The organism is Klebsiella sp. 141161 (assembly GCF_050600815.1).
Classification (GTDB): Bacteria; Pseudomonadota; Gammaproteobacteria; order Enterobacterales; family Enterobacteriaceae; genus Klebsiella; species Klebsiella aerogenes.
Window position 1 is genome coordinate 123270 of sequence record NZ_JAQIRN010000007.1, and the last position, 16990, is coordinate 140259.

At 53.6% G+C, this 16990-nt stretch carries 19 protein-coding genes and 1 other annotated feature; of the genes, 7 read left to right on the plus strand and 12 right to left on the minus strand.

Going from position 1 to position 16990, the window contains the following annotated elements:
• Positions 1–26: 26 nt before the first annotated feature.
• Complete coding sequence (locus PGR79_RS18325; protein WP_015367038.1) at positions 27–1460, minus strand: hypothetical protein; 1434 nt, start codon at positions 1458–1460, stop codon at positions 27–29.
• Between the two features lie 278 nt (positions 1461–1738).
• On the opposite strand from PGR79_RS18325, the gene PGR79_RS18330 reads away from it, so the two are divergent.
• Genes PGR79_RS18330 through PGR79_RS18340 form a run of 3 tightly spaced genes read left to right on the plus strand, consistent with a single transcriptional unit; the run spans position 1739 to position 4307 of the window.
• A complete protein-coding gene (locus tag PGR79_RS18330) occupies positions 1739–2653 on the plus strand; it encodes a LysR family transcriptional regulator (protein ID WP_015705115.1) in 915 nt (304 codons plus the stop codon).
• 38 nt (positions 2654–2691) lie between these two features.
• Entirely contained in the window at positions 2692–3957 is a 1266-nt protein-coding gene (locus PGR79_RS18335; protein ID WP_333780163.1) for a D-amino acid dehydrogenase, read from the plus strand.
• Positions 3954–4307 (plus strand): RidA family protein, encoded by a 354-nt coding sequence (locus tag PGR79_RS18340; RefSeq protein WP_081044938.1) that lies wholly within the window; start codon positions 3954–3956, stop codon positions 4305–4307. The genes PGR79_RS18335 and PGR79_RS18340 overlap by 4 nt, the downstream gene beginning before the upstream one ends.
• 57 nt (positions 4308–4364) lie before the next feature.
• Here the strand turns inward: PGR79_RS18340 and ihfA are convergent, their stop codons facing one another.
• The 9 genes from ihfA to PGR79_RS18385 all read right to left on the minus strand — a co-directional run bounded on the left by ihfA (position 4365) and on the right by PGR79_RS18385 (position 12720).
• Positions 4365–4664: an integration host factor subunit alpha gene (gene ihfA, locus PGR79_RS18345; protein WP_015367042.1), complete on the minus strand. Its 300-nt coding sequence runs from the start codon at positions 4662–4664 to the stop codon at positions 4365–4367.
• Positions 4665–4668: 4 nt separating this feature from the next.
• Positions 4669–7056, minus strand: a complete 2388-nt coding sequence (pheT, locus tag PGR79_RS18350) for a phenylalanine--tRNA ligase subunit beta (protein ID WP_113374159.1) — start codon at positions 7054–7056, stop codon at positions 4669–4671.
• Between the two features lie 15 nt (positions 7057–7071).
• Positions 7072–8055 carry a phenylalanine--tRNA ligase subunit alpha gene (gene pheS, locus PGR79_RS18355; RefSeq protein WP_015367044.1) on the minus strand — a complete coding sequence of 328 codons (984 nt, stop codon included), beginning with the start codon at positions 8053–8055 and terminating at the stop codon, positions 7072–7074.
• A gap of 63 nt (positions 8056–8118) precedes the next feature.
• Positions 8119–8243 (minus strand) — a sequence feature (Phe leader region).
• Positions 8194–8238 (minus strand): pheST operon leader peptide PheM, encoded by a 45-nt coding sequence (gene pheM, locus PGR79_RS18360; RefSeq protein ID WP_001386830.1) that lies wholly within the window; start codon positions 8236–8238, stop codon positions 8194–8196. Its footprint overlaps the feature before it by 45 nt.
• Before the next feature lie 118 nt (positions 8244–8361).
• Positions 8362–8718, minus strand: a complete 357-nt coding sequence (gene rplT / locus PGR79_RS18365) for a 50S ribosomal protein L20 (protein ID WP_004102963.1) — start codon at positions 8716–8718, stop codon at positions 8362–8364.
• Positions 8719–8768: 50 nt separating this feature from the next.
• On the minus strand, positions 8769–8966 hold the full coding sequence (rpmI, locus tag PGR79_RS18370) for a 50S ribosomal protein L35 (RefSeq protein WP_001124225.1): 198 nt from the start codon (positions 8964–8966) through the stop codon (positions 8769–8771).
• 90 nt (positions 8967–9056) lie between these two features.
• Positions 9057–9599, minus strand: coding sequence for a translation initiation factor IF-3 (infC, locus tag PGR79_RS18375; RefSeq protein WP_004189469.1), 543 nt, complete (start codon positions 9597–9599; stop codon positions 9057–9059).
• Positions 9600–9602: 3 nt separating this feature from the next.
• Complete coding sequence (thrS, locus tag PGR79_RS18380) at positions 9603–11531, minus strand: threonine--tRNA ligase (RefSeq protein ID WP_045374332.1); 1929 nt, start codon at positions 11529–11531, stop codon at positions 9603–9605.
• A 430-nt stretch (positions 11532–11961) separates the two neighbouring features.
• Positions 11962–12720: a DUF481 domain-containing protein gene (locus PGR79_RS18385; RefSeq protein ID WP_015705111.1), complete on the minus strand. Its 759-nt coding sequence runs from the start codon at positions 12718–12720 to the stop codon at positions 11962–11964.
• Positions 12721–13077: 357 nt separating this feature from the next.
• Here PGR79_RS18385 and pfkB point away from each other — a divergent pair, with 357 nt between their 5' ends.
• The 3 genes from pfkB (at position 13078) to PGR79_RS18400 (ending at position 15347) form a co-directional block, all read left to right on the plus strand.
• Positions 13078–14010 (plus strand): 6-phosphofructokinase II, encoded by a 933-nt coding sequence (gene pfkB, locus PGR79_RS18390; RefSeq protein ID WP_087857936.1) that lies wholly within the window; start codon positions 13078–13080, stop codon positions 14008–14010.
• A gap of 86 nt (positions 14011–14096) precedes the next feature.
• A complete protein-coding gene (ghoS, locus tag PGR79_RS18395; protein WP_087857937.1) occupies positions 14097–14381 on the plus strand; it encodes a type V toxin-antitoxin system endoribonuclease antitoxin GhoS in 285 nt (94 codons plus the stop codon).
• A gap of 105 nt (positions 14382–14486) precedes the next feature.
• Positions 14487–15347 carry a fructosamine kinase family protein gene (locus PGR79_RS18400; RefSeq protein ID WP_087857938.1) on the plus strand — a complete coding sequence of 287 codons (861 nt, stop codon included), beginning with the start codon at positions 14487–14489 and terminating at the stop codon, positions 15345–15347.
• Positions 15348–15390: 43 nt separating this feature from the next.
• Here the strand turns inward: PGR79_RS18400 and tonB are convergent, their stop codons facing one another.
• Positions 15391–16131, minus strand: coding sequence for a TonB system transport protein TonB (tonB, locus tag PGR79_RS18405; RefSeq protein WP_113374161.1), 741 nt, complete (start codon positions 16129–16131; stop codon positions 15391–15393).
• A 210-nt stretch (positions 16132–16341) separates the two neighbouring features.
• On the opposite strand from tonB, the gene PGR79_RS18410 reads away from it, so the two are divergent.
• Positions 16342–16638 (plus strand): YciI family protein, encoded by a 297-nt coding sequence (locus tag PGR79_RS18410; protein WP_015367051.1) that lies wholly within the window; start codon positions 16342–16344, stop codon positions 16636–16638.
• A 52-nt stretch (positions 16639–16690) separates the two neighbouring features.
• On the opposite strand, the gene PGR79_RS18415 is transcribed toward PGR79_RS18410, so the two are convergent.
• Positions 16691–16864 carry a YciY family protein gene (locus PGR79_RS18415; protein ID WP_086538044.1) on the minus strand — a complete coding sequence of 58 codons (174 nt, stop codon included), beginning with the start codon at positions 16862–16864 and terminating at the stop codon, positions 16691–16693.
• Positions 16865–16990 lie beyond the last annotated feature (126 nt).

Sequence of the window (16990 nt, forward strand, 5' to 3'; positions counted from 1 at the left end):
TCGAGACGCCAGCGTGGGAATGGAATTTACACCAATACCTGGAACAGTAGCGCGAAGAGAATGATATTCGCCACCACAATCGCCCAGCCGTTATAAAGCATATATTTCAGATGGGTAGATTGCGCCAGCCCCATCTGACCAAACATATCCGAAGAGGGGAATGGGCCAAACCAGTCGACCTGCGAAGAGGCCAGCAGCACCGCAGTCGTTCCCTGCGGCGGTACGCCAGCGGCCATCAGCATCGGGCCGAATATTTTGTGGGTGAAGGTCATCTGCGCCACCGCCGCCCCCGGTACGTGGCCAATAATATTGAAAGCGAAGATGCAAAAGCACAACCAGGCAGGCGAAATGCCTTCCAGCAGCGGCTGGGTATAGTCGAGCAGCCCTTGGTAGGCATGAAGACCATCCATCAGCTCCAGGATCGGGTTATACAGCCAGTAGAGGATAAACATCCACACCAGACGGCCACAACCGTGGTACAGCGCCTGCAGGATCTGCGTCGGGCGCAGGCCGCCCACCAGCCCGGTAATCAGGGCCACCAGCAGCATCACGATAATCGCAAAGCTGAATCCGGCTTTAATCACCACGCCAATGACCGCCATCACAATAATCGTTGCCGCGAAGGCCAGCGCGCTGAGCTTACGCCGACGCAGCTGCGCGGCGCTCAGTGCTTCTGTTGGCTTCTCCGTGAGATCGACTTCATAGCGTAGTTTGCCTTCGGTCATCTTCTGGATCCGTCCCGCCATCACCCAGCCGGCCAGCAACGTCACCGCGCTCATCGGCAGCCCCACGTACAGCAGATAATCCGGATAGCTTAATCCACCCAGGCTCAGGATAGTCACGGTGCTAGGGGTAAACGGCCCGGTAAACAATCCCACGGAGCCGGCGGTCATCATCAGCGCGGCTACCGTTGGCGGAGTCAGGCGTACCGCTGCCGCTACCGGGATGATTACCGCGACAATAATCGCGTTACCACCGGCCATCGTCCCCAGCGAGCCGCAGATTAAAATCGAGGACACCACAATGCCAAACTTCACTCGGGTCTGGCTGGACAGGCCGATGCGGTGAACGACAAATTTCACTAACTCAACCGCGGCGCCGGTACGGGTGGCGACTTCGCCCACCCCGGCGCCGAGCATAATAATCAGCCCGACGGTGGCGATAAATGAACCGGTGGATTTCGCCAGCATGGTGCCCATTTCCGGCAATCCGGTGGAGGTCATAATCATGGCGATAATAATCGAAGAAATCACCGCCAGCACAATATCGACACCGACCAGCGACAGCACCGCTAACGCCACTAATGGCGTAAAGCCCAACAGGCCGAGTTCATTACTCGGGCGGCCATGGCACCACCACGCGGTCAACACAAAAAGCACCAATAACAGGCCAATAATAACGTTTTTTCTTGTGATATTTCGTCTGGCGAGGGTATTGCCAGCGAGCGTTGAGTCACTCATATAACTCCTTAAAGCCATTAAAACCGACCGCACTTGCAGGTTGGCGTATTCGGGCCTGCTCAGAAAATATCCCCCCCTCGTTATCATTATTGGCTCGATGGCCTGAGGGTTTGTAGGGAACAAAGGGAATGGTTCTGAGAACGTAAAAGTCCGTCTGAAGACGGTACCAGCAGCACAATATGTAACCGGAGCGCTGATTGGCGATTAAATTTATGTTAATTTAGTGTTAGTAGAAAATGACTTTTTATCGGCAAGCTATAACCCTGAGTTAACTGTTCATGAAACTGCGCCATCTGGAAATCTTCTACGCCGTGATGACTTGCGGCTCTCTTTCACGTGCGGCGGAATCGCTGAATATCTCCCAGCCGGCCGCCAGTAAAGCGTTAAAAAACGCCGAGCTTAAGCTCGGTTTTAAGCTGTTTCAGCGGGTACGGGGCAAGCTGCTGCCAAGTAGCGAAGCGCTCACACTTTTTGAAAAAGCGCAGAGCATTTATCAGGATCTCGATAACCTGCGCCTGCTGGCGGATAATCTGGCCCGCGATCCGCGCGCCAAAATCACCTTAGGCTGTTTACCAAGCCTCGGATTAAGCCTGGTGCCGGAGCTGGTGACCGATTTTTATCAACAAAACAGTAATCTGGTGATGACCTTAACCACCGAGCATACTGAGACGTTGGTCAAAAAATTGGATCTGCGCGAAATAGATTTAGCGCTGACGCTGCAGCCGGTCCAACAGGGGGAGATCATCACCACCCTGATTGCCGAAGTGCCGCTGGTCTATATCGACCGCGATTACCGACAAGGCGCGGTAGACATCAAAGAGATCGATCAGCAGCGCTGGATCTCGCCGGGGCCGCATTCGCTCTCTGCCGCCATCGCCACCCGCCGTGATTTTTCCACTACCCGGCTTAATGTGCAGACCTACTACATGGCCACCGAGTTCGTGAAGCGCGGCATCGGCTGCAGTATCACCGATATCTTCTCGGCGCGGCATAATTTGTCGCCGGAGATGATTCACCCGATTACGCCGCCAATGAAAATCAACCTTTGCCTGCTGCGTCGCGCCGATGTTTCGCTCAGCCCAATCACACAGAAATTTGTCGATTTTCTGTGTAAACAGCTGCGTCAACAGCTCAAAGAAATTAACCTGCAGTTATACCCTGACCATAAAAAGTCAATTGCGCCGCTGGGGTAAATGCTTTGACATAACCGCAAGATATTTATCAGCGGTGGATATATCAGGTTATGAAAAAACGCATTGTGATTATCGGCGGCGGCGTGGTGGGGCTGGCCACCGCCTGGGTATTAATTAAGAGCGGACACCAGGTGCAGCTACTGGAGCGCAACGCCGAGCCGGGCAGCGCCACCAGTTTCGCCAACGGCGGGCAATTAAGCTACCGCTACGTGGCGCCGCTTGCCGACCGCGGCGTTCCCCTGCAGGGAATTAAATGGATGGGCAAAGCCGATTCACCGCTGAATATGCGCCTGCAAATGTCTTTCCAGCAGTGGCGCTGGCTGTTGCAGTTTCTGCGCGCCTGCAATAGCCAAAGCAACAAAATTAACGGCGATCATATTTTACGTTTATCACTGCTCAGCCGTCAGGTCATGCAGTCGTGGCTTGATGAAGATAATCTTGCTGATTTTCACTGGCGGCGTAGCGGCAAACTCATCATCCATCGCCGGGAATATGATTTTCATAAAGCGGCAAAAGGGATTAACCCCCAATACCAGCATGCGCTGAGCGCCGAAGCCTGCCTGCAGCTTGAACCGGCGCTGAAACACATCAGCCATTCGCTACAGGGCGGGATTTATTCGCCAGGAGATGAAACGGCAGACTGCCATAAATTCTGTCTCGCGCTGCTCGACAAACTCAATGCCAGCAGCAACTTCAGCCTGCTCACCCACTGCAAAGTGCTGCGGCTCAATAAGCGCGACGGGCGCATCAGTTCACTTGAGACCAGCCGCGGTACGATAACCGGCGATGATTATGTCGTCGCCGCCGGCAACGGCAGCGGCCCGCTGCTGGGTCATCTGGGCGTGCGCGTGCCGCTGTGCGCGCTGAAGGGATACAGCCTGACCCTTCCCTACCCTAAGCAATCCGGGATCGCGCCGGATATCAGCGTAACCGACTACGGACACAAAATCGTTTACGCCCGCCTGGGCGATCGGTTACGCATCGCGGCGATGGTGGATATCGGTTACGACGGCGATGAACTACGTGATAGCCGCGTTCAGGCGCTGAAGAAAATCGTCGCTAGCAGCTTTCCCGAACTGCAGGGACTGGATGAGGCTGAAGCCTGGACCGGTATGCGCCCGTCGACCCCCGCGGGCCCACCGATGCTGGGGCGTGCTGGATACCAGAATCTGTGGATGAATCTCGGCCAGGGTAGCCTCGGTTTTACCCTCGCGGCCGGCAGCGCCGTGGTACTGGGAGCGCTCCTCGATGGCGAAGCGCCGGCAATTTCTTTAGATGGTCTGACATGGAAACAATCCGCATGACAATTATTCGTAATAATCCGCAACCCCGACTTTCCGCCAGCGTCGAGTACGGCAACCTGGTGTTTCTCTCCGGACAAACGCCGAAAAGCAGTACTGATGATATTGCGCTGCAAACCCGTGAAGTTCTGGAGAAGATCGACGCCCTGCTGGCTACCGCCGGTAGCGACAAGCAGCACATCCTTTCCGCACAGATCTGGCTTAAGGATATCTCACGCGATTTTGCCGCGTTCAATGAGGTCTGGGTAGCGTGGATGCCGGAAGGTCATAGCCCGGCGCGGGCAGCCGTTCAGGCCGAGATGGCGCGGCCCGACATCCTGGTGGAAATCATGGTCACCGCCGTAAAAGCGTAAGATAAAACAGGTAAGAAAAAAGGCCGCATAGCGGCCTTTTTAATTAGTCAGTCCAGATTATTTCTCTCTGGGTGAAGCGTTTTCGACACGGCTTTTTAACTTCTGTCCGGGTCTGAAGGTCACCACACGCCGGGCTGTAATGGGAATATCTTCCCCCGTTTTCGGGTTACGTCCCGGGCGTTGGTTCTTATCACGCAAATCGAAGTTGCCAAACCCGGAGAGTTTTACCTGTTCTCCGTTTTCCAGAGCACGACGGATCTCTTCGAAAAACAACTCTACCAGTTCTTTGGCATCCCGCTTGCTAAGCCCAAGCTTATCAAACAGATATTCTGACATTTCAGCTTTTGTAAGCGCCATAGGTTCAATCCCTCAATGATGCCTGGAATCGCTCTCTTAATGCCTCTACACATTTGGCAACGGTAGCGGCAATCTCCTCTTCTTCGAGTGTACGGCTGGTATCCTGAAGGATCAGGCTAATCGCAAGGCTCTTAAAGCCTTCCGCCACACCCTTACCACGGTACACGTCAAATAAGTTTACGCCAACTACCTGATTTACGCCAACTTTCTTACATTCGGCCAAAACATCGGCTGCAGGGACGTTTTCCGCGACCAGTACCGCGATATCGCGACGGTTCGCCGGGAAGCGAGAAATTTCGCGCGCCTGAGGCACCACGCGGTCTGCAAGCTTGTTCCACTCGATTTCGAACACCAGAGTGCGGCCGTTGAGATCCAGTTTACGTTCCAGTTCCGGATGAACAACCCCAATGAAACCAATGCGTTCACCTTTCAGATAAATCGCCGCGGATTGTCCCGGATGCAGTGCGGTAGCCGCTTCTGCGCGGAATTCGATATCGGCTAATTTACCGGTCAGATCAAGAACAGATTCCAGATCGCCTTTTAAATCATAGAAATCGACGGTTTCTTTTGCCAGGTTCCAGTGCTCTTCGTAACGGTTACCGCTAATCACCCCGGCCAGCATCACATCCTGACGAATACCCAGCGGCGCCTGCGTATCCGGCACGAAGCGCAGACCGCTCTCAAAGATGCGCACGCGGCTCTGTTGACGGTTCTGGTTGTAGACGACGGTGCCCAACAGACCGGTCCACAGCGACAGACGCATCGCCGACATTTCGCTGGAGATAGGGCTTGGCAGAATCAGCGCCTCTTCACCGGCGTGGATTAGCTGCTGTACTTTCGGGTCAACGAAGCTGTAGGTAATCACTTCCTGATAACCTTTGTCGTTAAGCAGCGTTTTCACGCGCTTCAGCGACAGATCCGCTTCACGGTGGGTTCCCATGATGAGACCTGCCTGTACCGGCTCGTCAGGAATGTTGTTGTAGCCGTAGACGCGGGCCACTTCTTCAACCAGATCTTCTTCGATCTCCATATCGAAACGCCAGCTTGGCGCCACGGCCTGCCACTCGTCCTGACCAATGGTCACTTCGCAACCCAGGCGTTGCAGAATGTCGCTCACCTGAGCGTCATCAATATGATGGCCAATCAGGCGATCCAGCTTGCTACGGCGCAGGGTGATAGTGGCGCGTTTTGGCAGCGTCTCTTCGTTGGTCACATCGATAATTGGGCCGGCTTCCCCGCCGCACAGGTCGATCAGCAGACGGGTCGCACGCTCCAGCGCTTTATATTGCAGGGCCGGATCGACGCCGCGTTCGTAGCGGTGGGATGCATCGGTGTGCAGGCCATGACGGCGCGCGCGACCGGTGATAGACAGCGGGCTGAAGAACGCACATTCCAACAGCACGTTCTGGGTTTCATCGTTAACGCCGGAATGTTCGCCGCCGAAGATACCGCCCATCGCCAGCGCTTTCTTGTGGTCAGCAATGACCAGCGTATCGCTATCGAGCTTAGCTTCAGAGCCGTCCAGCAGTACCAGCGTTTCGCCCTCTTTTGCCATCCGCACCACGATACCACCTTCAATGCGGTCACGGTCAAAGGCGTGCATCGGCTGGCCGAGCTCGAGCAGCACGTAGTTGGTCACGTCAACCACCGCATCGATGGAACGGATACCGCAGCGACGCAGCTTCTCTTTCATCCACAGCGGAGTGGGCGCTTTGACGTTGATGCCTTTCACCACCCGGCCCAGATAGCGCGGGCACGCCTGCGGCGCGTCAACCTGAATCGGCAGCACGTCGTCAATAGTCGCGGCAACTGGAGTGATTTCCGGCGCGTTCAGCGGCGCTTTGTTCAGCACAGCGACATCGCGCGCCACGCCGATGATACCCAGGCAGTCGGCGCGGTTTGGCGTGACGCTGATTTCAATGGTGTTATCGTCAAGCTTGAGGTATTCGCGAATATCGGTACCGATCGGCGCATCGGCCGGCAGCTCGATGATACCGCTATGGTCGTCGGAAATACCCAGCTCGGAGAAAGAGCACAGCATCCCTTCTGACGGTTCGCCGCGCAGTTTCGCCGCTTTAATTTTAAAATCACCCGGCAGTACGGCGCCAATGGTCGCGACGGCCACCTTCAGGCCCTGACGGCAGTTCGGCGCACCGCAGACGATGTCCAGCAGACGCTCGCCGCCGACATTGATTTTGGTCACGCGCAGTTTGTCAGCATTCGGATGCTGGCCGCACTCGACCACTTCACCGACGACCACGCCGTTGAAGCTACCGGCCACCGGCTCAACGCCATCAACTTCCAGGCCCGCCATGGTAATCTGATCGGACAGCGCGTCGCTGTCGATCGCCGGGTTAACCCATTCGCGTAACCACAGTTCACTGAATTTCATTGTTCTGTCCTGCCCTTATTTAAACTGTTTGAGGAAACGCAGATCGTTTTCGAAGAATGCGCGCAAATCGGTCACGCCATAACGCAGCATGGTCAGACGCTCCATGCCCATGCCGAAGGCGAAGCCGGAGTAAACTTCCGGGTCGATACCGACGTTACGCAGTACGTTCGGGTGCACCATGCCGCAGCCCAGCACTTCCAGCCATTTTCCGTTTTTACCCATCACGTCAACTTCTGCAGACGGCTCGGTGAACGGGAAGTAGGACGGACGGAAGCGTACCTGCAGATCTTCTTCGAAGAAGTTATTCAGGAAATCGTGCAGGGTACCCTTCAGATTGGTGAAGCTGATGTTCTTATCGACAATCAGACCTTCCATCTGATGGAACATCGGGGTGTGGGTCTGATCGTAATCGTTACGATAGACGCGGCCCGGCGCGATAATACGAATTGGCGGCTGCTGGTTTTCCATGGTGCGGATCTGCACGCCAGAAGTCTGAGTACGCAGCAGACGGGTCGCATCGAACCAGAAGGTATCATGGTCGGCGCGAGCCGGATGGTGACCCGGAATGTTCAGCGCATCGAAGTTATGATAGTCATCTTCGATTTCCGGGCCAGTCGCCACGGTGAAGCCAAGCTCGCCGAAGAAATTTTCGATACGGTCGATAGTGCGGGTAACCGGATGCAAACCACCATTTTCGATGCGGCGACCCGGCAGCGAAACGTCGATGGTCTCTGCCGCCAGACGGGCATTGAGCGCGGCGCCTTCCAGCTCAGCCTTACGCGCGTTCAGCGCCTGCTGCACCTGCTCTTTCGCTTCGTTAATGACCGCACCCGCTGCCGGACGCTCTTCCGGCGGCAACTCACGCAGGGTGGTCATTTGCAGGGTCAGATGCCCTTTTTTACCCAGATATTCAACGCGGACGTTGTCCAGCGCGGCAACATCTGATGCCTCGTTAATGGCTGCCTTGGCACTGGCAACCAGCTCTGCGAGATGTGACATGGTTTTCCTCATTATGTCGGTGCAGACACCGGTTTTAGTGAAACAAATATCCCGAATCTATATACGAAAAAAGCCTCCACAGGGGAGGCTTTCTGGCGCTGTTTTCCGTTTCTTCTTTCACGCGCTAGCCTCCTGAGTTCAGGTGCTAAAGTAAAAAAAGAAGCGGAAAATAGCAGCATTCATGCTTGCATTACCTTGTTTGGTAAGAAACGTCAGACCTGTATTGAAAAGCCTGCACGGATAAAAGTCAATGTATTGATAGTGTTGAAACGAAAAGAGGGAGACAAGCTCCCTCTTTCAACTGGCTTATGCCAGAGCTGCTTTCGCTTTTTCGACCAGAGCGGTGAACGCTAATTTGTCGAATACAGCGATGTCAGCCAGGATCTTACGGTCGATTTCAACAGAGGCTTTTTTCAGGCCGTTGATGAATTTGCTGTAAGAAATACCGTTCTGACGTGCTGCTGCGTTGATACGCGCAATCCACAGCTGGCGGAACTGACGCTTTTTCTGACGACGGTCACGATAAGCGTACTGACCAGCTTTGATAACAGCCTGGAAGGCAACGCGGTATACGCGAGAACGCGCACCGTAGTAACCTTTAGCTTGTTTCAAAATTTTCTTGTGACGTGCACGGGCAACTACACCACGTTTTACGCGAGCCATATGTGCTCTCCTGTATCTATTCTAATTAAAAAGTTAAAAGGGTTAACGACTTATGCGTACGGCAGGCACGCGATTACCAGGCCCAGATCGCCTTTGGAAACCATGGCTTTCGGACGCAGGTGACGTTTACGCTTGGTAGCTTTTTTGGTCAGAATGTGACGCAGGTTAGCGTGCTTGTGCTTAAAACCACCTTTACCGGTTTTTTTGAAGCGCTTTGCAGCACCGCGTACGGTCTTAATTTTTGGCATTTTAATAACTTCCACTTCGCATTGTTAATAAACGAAACAAAGGCGAACAAACCAGTGAGCCGAAGCCCACCGGAATGTTACTTGATGGCCTTACTGTTTCTTCTTCGGAGCGAGCACCATGATCATCTGGCGGCCTTCGATCTTCGTTGGGAAGGATTCGACTACTGCCAGTTCAACCAGATCGTCTTTCACGCGATTAAGCACTTCCATACCGATCTGCTGGTGGGCCATCTCACGACCGCGGAAACGCAGCGTGATCTTGGCCTTATCGCCATCTTCGAGAAAGCGAATCAGGCTGCGGAGTTTTACCTGATAGTCACCTTCATCAGTACCAGGGCGGAATTTAATTTCCTTAACCTGGATAACTTTCTGCTTCTTCTTCTGTTCCTTAGAAGACTTACTCTTTTCATAAAGGAACTTGCCGTAGTCCATGATACGACAAACTGGCGGTTCGGCGTTAGGGCTGATTTCAACTAAATCTACTCCAGCCTCTTCAGCCTTTTCGATAGCTTCTCTCAGACTCACAATACCCAGCTGCTCACCTTCCAGACCAGTTAAGCGAACTTCCTGGGCGCGAATCTCGCCATTAATACGATTCGGACGTGCCGTTTGAACTCGTTTTCCGCCTTTAATACCTTATTCCTCCAGTTGTTGAAGACTGCGGCTGCGAATCTCTTGTTGCAGCTTCTCGATCACTTCATTTACGTCCATGCTGCCGAGGTCTTTACCGCGACGGGTACGCACGGCCACTTTGCCGGCTTCGACTTCTTTGTCGCCACAGACCAACATATACGGGACACGACGTAAAGTGTGCTCGCGGATTTTAAAGCCAATCTTCTCATTTCTCAAGTCCGCTTTTACGCGAATGCCCGCATTTTGTAGTTTACGCGTCAATTCGTTAACGTATTCAGACTGAGAATCAGTAATATTCATGACCACTACCTGCACTGGCGCAAGCCAGGTTGGGAAGAAGCCAGCGAACTCTTCGGTCAGGATGCCGATGAAGCGCTCCAGCGAGCCGAGAATCGCGCGGTGAATCATTACCGGTACCTGACGCTCGTTGTTTTCGCCAACATAAGAGGCGCTTAAACGCTGAGGCAGGGAGAAGTCCAGCTGTACAGTACCGCACTGCCATGCACGATCGAGGCAGTCATACAGGGTAAATTCAATTTTCGGGCCGTAGAACGCCCCTTCGCCCAGTTGATATTCAAATGGGATGTTGTTTTCTTCCAGCGCCACCGCCAGATCCGCTTCCGCGCGATCCCAGGTCTCATCGCTACCGATACGTTTTTCCGGGCGAGTAGACAGCTTGACGACGATTTTCTCGAAGCCAAAGGTGCTGTACATATCATAAACCATACGAATACAGGCGTTCACTTCATCGCGAACCTGATCTTCAGTACAGAAGATATGCGCATCATCCTGAGTAAAGCCACGGACGCGCATCAGGCCATGCAGCGCGCCCGACGGCTCGTTACGGTGGCAGCTACCGAATTCAGCCATACGCAGCGGCAGATCGCGGTAAGATTTCAACCCCTGGTTGAAGATCTGCACGTGACCCGGGCAGTTCATCGGCTTAATGCAGTATTCACGGTTCTCGGAAGAGGTGGTGAACATCGCATCTTTGTAGTTGTCCCAGTGGCCGGTTTTTTCCCACAGCACACGGTCCATCATGAACGGGCCTTTGACTTCCTGATACTGGTACTCTTTCAGTTTAGAACGAACGAAAGTTTCCAGTTCACGGAAGATGGTCCAGCCGTCATTGTGCCAGAACACCATACCCGGCGCTTCTTCCTGCATATGATACAGGTCAAGCTGTTTACCGATTTTACGATGGTCACGCTTAGCGGCTTCTTCCAGACGCTGCAGGTAGGCGTTCAGCGCTTTTTTATCTGCCCAGGCTGTACCGTAGATACGCTGCAACATTTTATTGTTGCTGTCGCCACGCCAGTACGCACCAGCGGTTTTCATCAGTTTGAAGTGATGGCAGAAACGCATATTCGGTACGTGCGGGCCGCGGCACATATCGATATATTCTTCGTGATGATACAAGCCTGGCTTGTCATCATGGCCGATGTTTTCGTCAAGAATAGAAACTTTATAGGTTTCGCCACGCTTCACGAAGGTTTCACGCGCTTCGTGCCAGCTGACTTTCTTCTTGATGACATCGTAGTTTTTCTCGGCGAGCTCGTGCATACGTTTTTCGAGCGCGTCGATGTCTTCCTGAGTCAGGGTGTGGTCCAGATCGACATCATAGTAAAAACCATTGTCGACAACCGGGCCAATGGCCATTTTAGTGTTCGGCCACAGCTGTTTGATCGCATGACCTAACAGGTGAGCGCAGGAGTGACGAATGATTTCCAGACCGTCTTCATCTTTTGCGGTGATAATAGAAAGCGTGGAGTCAGTTTCGATCGGGTCGCAGGCGTCAACCAGCTCACCGTTTACACGTCCGGCGATGGTGGCTTTCGCCAGGCCTGGACCGATATCCAGAGCCACATCCATCGGGCTAACTGCGTGGTCGAAATGGCGTTGGCTGCCATCAGGAAGCGTAATTACAGGCATTTTATGTCCTTATTTGCAGTGGTGCCCCACACGAAAGAGCACATACAAAACAATATAATCATAATTATCAACGAGTTATGGCTCAGCTCCCGCTTCACTCTGCGAAAATATGAGTACGCCCGTCTATCTATTGAACCGCCCTCACCTGCAGCCGCTCGTTGATAACACCGAGGGTTAGTGTACACATCATTAGTGCGCGATTAAAGACGTAATAACCAAATGGTTATTCTTCTTTTAAATAGCAAGGGGCGCTGACAATTTATCGTGGCAATTCCCGCTCATACCACGCGGTTAATTAATCGATAAATTACCTGCATACATAAATAAATCCCCCCACCGCTAAAAAATGAATGAAAAAATCATCCGTTATAGTGAGTATTCATACCCGGCAGGAAATAACAGGAATCAGGCCGGTTGCCCGGCCTGTAAATTACATTTTATAACCGAGCGACAAGGTGGTGCGGCGGTCGGTATGCTCAGGCGCCGAGGCCGGCGGCTGCGAGTTCCACGTCAGGTTATAGGCGACACGCAGCGCAAAGTGGGCGTTGATGGCCACGTTTAATGCGCTTTCCGAATTCAGCGTCGTGTCTTCAGCCCCGAATACCGAAACACCTTGTGTAAATTTAGCGTTGTCGGTCATCTGCCACGCCCAGGTTCCGGACGCATACCCCAGCGGCTGAGTTTCGTTATCGCCATCGGTATATTCGTCATAGCGCACGCCCGGACCAAATTCAAAACGCAGGCTGTGAACCGGGCCGTTAAGGATCTGGCGACCATAACCGGCGGTCAGTACGTCGCGCTGTTGATAACCGTTGTAGCGGTCGGTCAGCCAGCTGGCCTGACCAAATACGTAGTTCATATCGGTCAGGTTATAACGGCTACGGCCGCCCACGGCATATTTTTCCGAAGAGCGTTGATCGTTAGAGGACGTGTTGCTCGCATTGCCCCACAGTGACCAGGCCGTCGTGTCGCCGTACCAGGTCAGCGTGGAGTCAGCGGTCATTGAGGAGCTTTTCGTATTGCCGGACTGAGCGAGATAACCCGCATTCACAGCACCTTCGAAAGGTTTTTTGGCAGTGGAAGGGTCATCCATGACGGTAAAAACGGAATCATCGGCCAGTGCGTTTACAGACGCAAAAAGCCCCCCCGCCAGCAATGCCGCTGCGGGTACTGTCTTCAAAAGCTTCATTATAACTCTCTAAAATACATATCTTCAGGACAGTACAAATGATGAATGGACCAGAGATCCCTTCATTGAATTTAGAGTCCGTACAACATTTAAGGAGACCCGACAGGTCCCGGAAACTTTCGCGAGGCGCGCTGAATGCGAGTCCTAAGAAAGGCGCTTGATTATAAAAAGGCACGAATAACTTAGCAATCAATTGCTATTTCGTTTTTTGAATAAGACGGTTCCCAAAACAATCTTTATTTCATAAAGATAAAAACACAGACATCTTTGCAAATCCGCCGCCCACCCCGCTTCCCCTTACTCCATTTCGGTGCCATGCTTAAAAAAGCAGCTTTATTCGTATTAAGGAGGAACAGGATGACCAAAATTTATACGCTCACGCTGGCCCCATCACTCGACAGCGCAACGCTGACGCCGCAAATTTATCCCGAAGGCAAATTACGCTGTAGCGCACCGGTATTCGAACCTGGAGGCGGCGGGATCAACGTCGCCCGGGCCATTACCTTTCTGGGTGGTAAAGCGACGGCTATTTTCCCGGTTGGGGGCGCCACCGGCGAGCATCTTACCGCCCTGATGGCAGACGAGCAGGTCCCGGTCGAAACAATAGAAACCCGCGACTGGACGCGGCAAAACTTACATGTGCATGTCGATGCCAGCGGTGAACAATATCGCTTTGTCATGCCCGGCGCGGCGCTAACCGAGGATGAGTTCCGCCGCCTGGAAGAGAAAGTGCTGGCGATTGAGCCCGGTTCGCTGCTGGTTATCAGCGGCAGTCTGCCTCCCGGTATCAGCGTCGAGCATCTGACTCAACTGGTAAAAAACGCGCAGCAGCACGGGCTACGTTGCATCATCGACAGCTCCGGCGATGCGCTGGCCGCCGCGCTGGACGTCGGCAACATTGAGCTGGTCAAACCGAACCAGAAAGAGCTTAGCGCGCTGGTACAGCGCGACCTCAGCCAGCCTGACGACGTACGCAATGCCGCGCTGGAGCTCATCCGCTCCGGAAAAGTACGCCGGGTTGTGGTTTCGCTGGGCCCGCAGGGGGCGCTGGGAGTTGATGCCTCCGGCAGCGTACAGGTGGTGCCGCCGCCGATGAAAAGCCAAAGCACCGTAGGTGCCGGCGACAGTATGGTCGGCGCGATGACTTTGCGTCTCGCCGAGCACGCCTCGCTGGAAGATATGGTCCGCTTTGGCGTCGCCGCCGGTAGCGCCGCCACGATTAACCACGGCACCCGTCTGTGTTCATTAGCCAATACGCAAAAAATCTACGATTACCTGTGTGCCCGCTAGTCTCGCCCCCCTTCGCTCCGGTGAAGGGGGTCAATTCGCTATCATGGTCTATGCTAGAAATTCCATGCATAACAACAGAGTGAAAAATGAGCAACGATATTACCGCGCACGTGATCACCGTTAAATTTCAGGAACAGACGCTGACCGAGATAAATGAGCTCAGCAATCATTTCATCCGCGCAGGTTTTGTCCTGACGCTCAACGACGAAGATGGAAAAACGCATGAATTAGGCACCAACACGTTTGGCCTGCTGAGCGCGCAGAGCGCCGACGACGTGCGGGCTTTAAGCGCAGGCCTTGCGGAAACTGCTCTAGGCAGACCAGCAGAGATAGCCATCACCACATTTAGCGAATGGTTAAAAGCTCAATAAGTGCGATCGCCATCGTGGAAGGCGCCAGTTGTGCGTTAGCTCGAACTTTACGGCCAGGTTATACGCTAACCTTATGATATGGTGGAAAACATGGGGAGAGACAGCATGTGGCAAGCTATTAGCAATTTGTTAAGCGAGCAGCACACTGACGGCGCTGAAATCGAACTGCGCAACGAGCTACCCGGCGGGGAAATCCATGCCGCCTGGCATTTACGTTTTGGCGGGAAAGACTATTTCGTCAAATGCGATGAACGCGAGCTGCTCCCCATTTTTACCGCGGAGGCGGATCAGCTGGAGCTGCTCTCGCGCTGTAAAACCGTCAGCGTTCCGCAGGTCTTTGCCGTCGGCAGCGATCGGGATTACAGCTTTCTGGTGATGGAATATTTACCGCCGCGACCGCTGGACGCGCATAACGCGTTTCTGCTCGGTCAGCAAATTGCCCATTTACATCAGTGGAGCGACCAGCCGCAATTTGGCCTTGATTTTGACAACGATCTGTCGACGACCCCGCAGCCGAATGCCTGGCAGCGCCGCTGGTCAACGTTTTTCGCTGAACAACGCATTGGCTGGCAGCTGGAGTTAGCGGCGGAAAAAGGACTGCACTTCGGCGATATTGACAGCATTGTCGACACCGTACAGCAGCGGCTCAGCAACCATCAGCCGCAGCCCTCTTTATTACATGGCGACTTGTGGTCCGGTAACTGCGCGCTAGGGCCCAATGGGCCGTATATTTTCGATCCGGCATGTTATTGGGGCGATCGCGAATGCGATCTGGCAATGCTGCCTCTGCATCCGGAACAGCCGCCGCAGATTTACGACGGCTACCAGTCGGTCTCGCCGCTGCCTGCTGGCTTCCTTGAACGACAACCGATTTACCAGCTTTATACCTTACTTAATCGGGCGATTCTGTTCGGCGGCCAGCACCTGGTCACCGCGCAAAAAGCGCTCGATGAAGCCCTGCAATAAGCGTAAAAAAAGGCCCTCAAAGGGGCCTTTTTCTTCAGCAAGTTTAATCCATTTTTACGCCGTTTAAGCGGAATTTGATGTTCATCGTCAAACCAGTGCCCGGCCTGCCTGCCTCGTAGCGCCATTTGCGCATCGCTGTTTTGACATCACGCTCAAACATATTGGCCGGCTTCGCAGAGAGTATCTGAATATTCTCCACGCGACCATCGGCAGTAACATCAAATTTCACGCGCACATCACCTTCAATACGCAGCGCCTGGGCACGTTGCGGGTAAGAAGGGTCGCCGCGTTTCAACGCTTTAGGACCGCTCGGCGCGGTGGTCATCGGTTTTGCCGTTGCCGCCGTCGTACTCGGCGCGGTACGCGCAGGCGCCGTATTGCTGTTCTCAAACGGCGAGACCGGGCGCGGCTCAGCGGGTTTCACCTCGCGTTTCGGCTCGACTTTTTTCTCTGGTTTAGGCTTTGGTTTCGGCTTAGGTTTGGGCTTCGGTTCCGGTTTGTGAATAACCACTGGCGCCTCTTTTGGCGGCTCAGGCACCACTTCAGGCTCCGGTTCCGGCTCCGGTTCAACAACGGCTTCAACGACCGGCTGCGCCGCCTGCGGAGGCTCTAAATCCGCCGGCGCCACCATTGTTATTTCGATTGGCTGTGAAGGCGAAGGCTTTTCAATAACCTGATGTACCGAGGTATAAAGCAACCCCGCCACAACGGCACCGTGGATAGCCACGGACAGCAGCGTTGGCCACGGAAAGCGGCGAGGTAAATCAAGGGTCATTGCGCTCATAGTCGTTTCTGTTGAAAAATGATGCCCTGATTTTAAATGCAAATAGCAATCATATTCAATAAGGCGTGTTATCCTGCATCAAATTTTGCCTCGTTTTGTGGAAAAAAACCGGCGTGCCGTGGCATGCTAAAGGCGTGCGCATCTTACATTGCTGCTCATAACGCTTTCACGTCACGTGATTTGCCTATTTTTTGATTAAGGAGCCTTGCCGTGCTTTACGTCATCTACGCAGAAGATATCGCCGATTCTCTGGAAAAACGCCAGGCGGTGCGCCCTGCCCATCTGGCGCGCCTACAACTATTACATGATGAAGGCCGTTTACTGACCGCAGGCCCGATGCCCGCGGTAGATAGCAATGAACCTGGCGCGGCAGGATTTAGCGGCTCAACGGTTATCGCAGAATTTGAATCGCTGGAAGCGGCGCAGTCCTGGGCCAACGATGACCCCTATATCGCCGCGGGCGTCTATCAGCACGTCTCGGTAAAACCTTACAAGAAAGTATTTTAATCAAGCGCTTAAAACACAGAGGCACCGCAAGCGGTGCCTTTCGTTTTAACGCTCAGAATTCAGAGAAGGTGAACAGCAAAGCATGACGTTGCCGTTTGACCAGGCACTTCCTGATTGAAAGAATCCGCATGTTGCGGCGAGATTGGGCTTCCAGCCAGCGCGATTTACGGCGACTTACCTGTCTAAGCATGCGCCAGCGCCCTACTTCCGTTCTACTACGCTTCATTGCTACTACTCTACGAGTGAAAAACAGCCCCCATTATAAACCGATGAATCTGTCTGACCATCGCTTTCGCTGCGTTTTTATTTGCCAGATGGATGATGATGCGTAAACTCATGGCATCGGGCTATT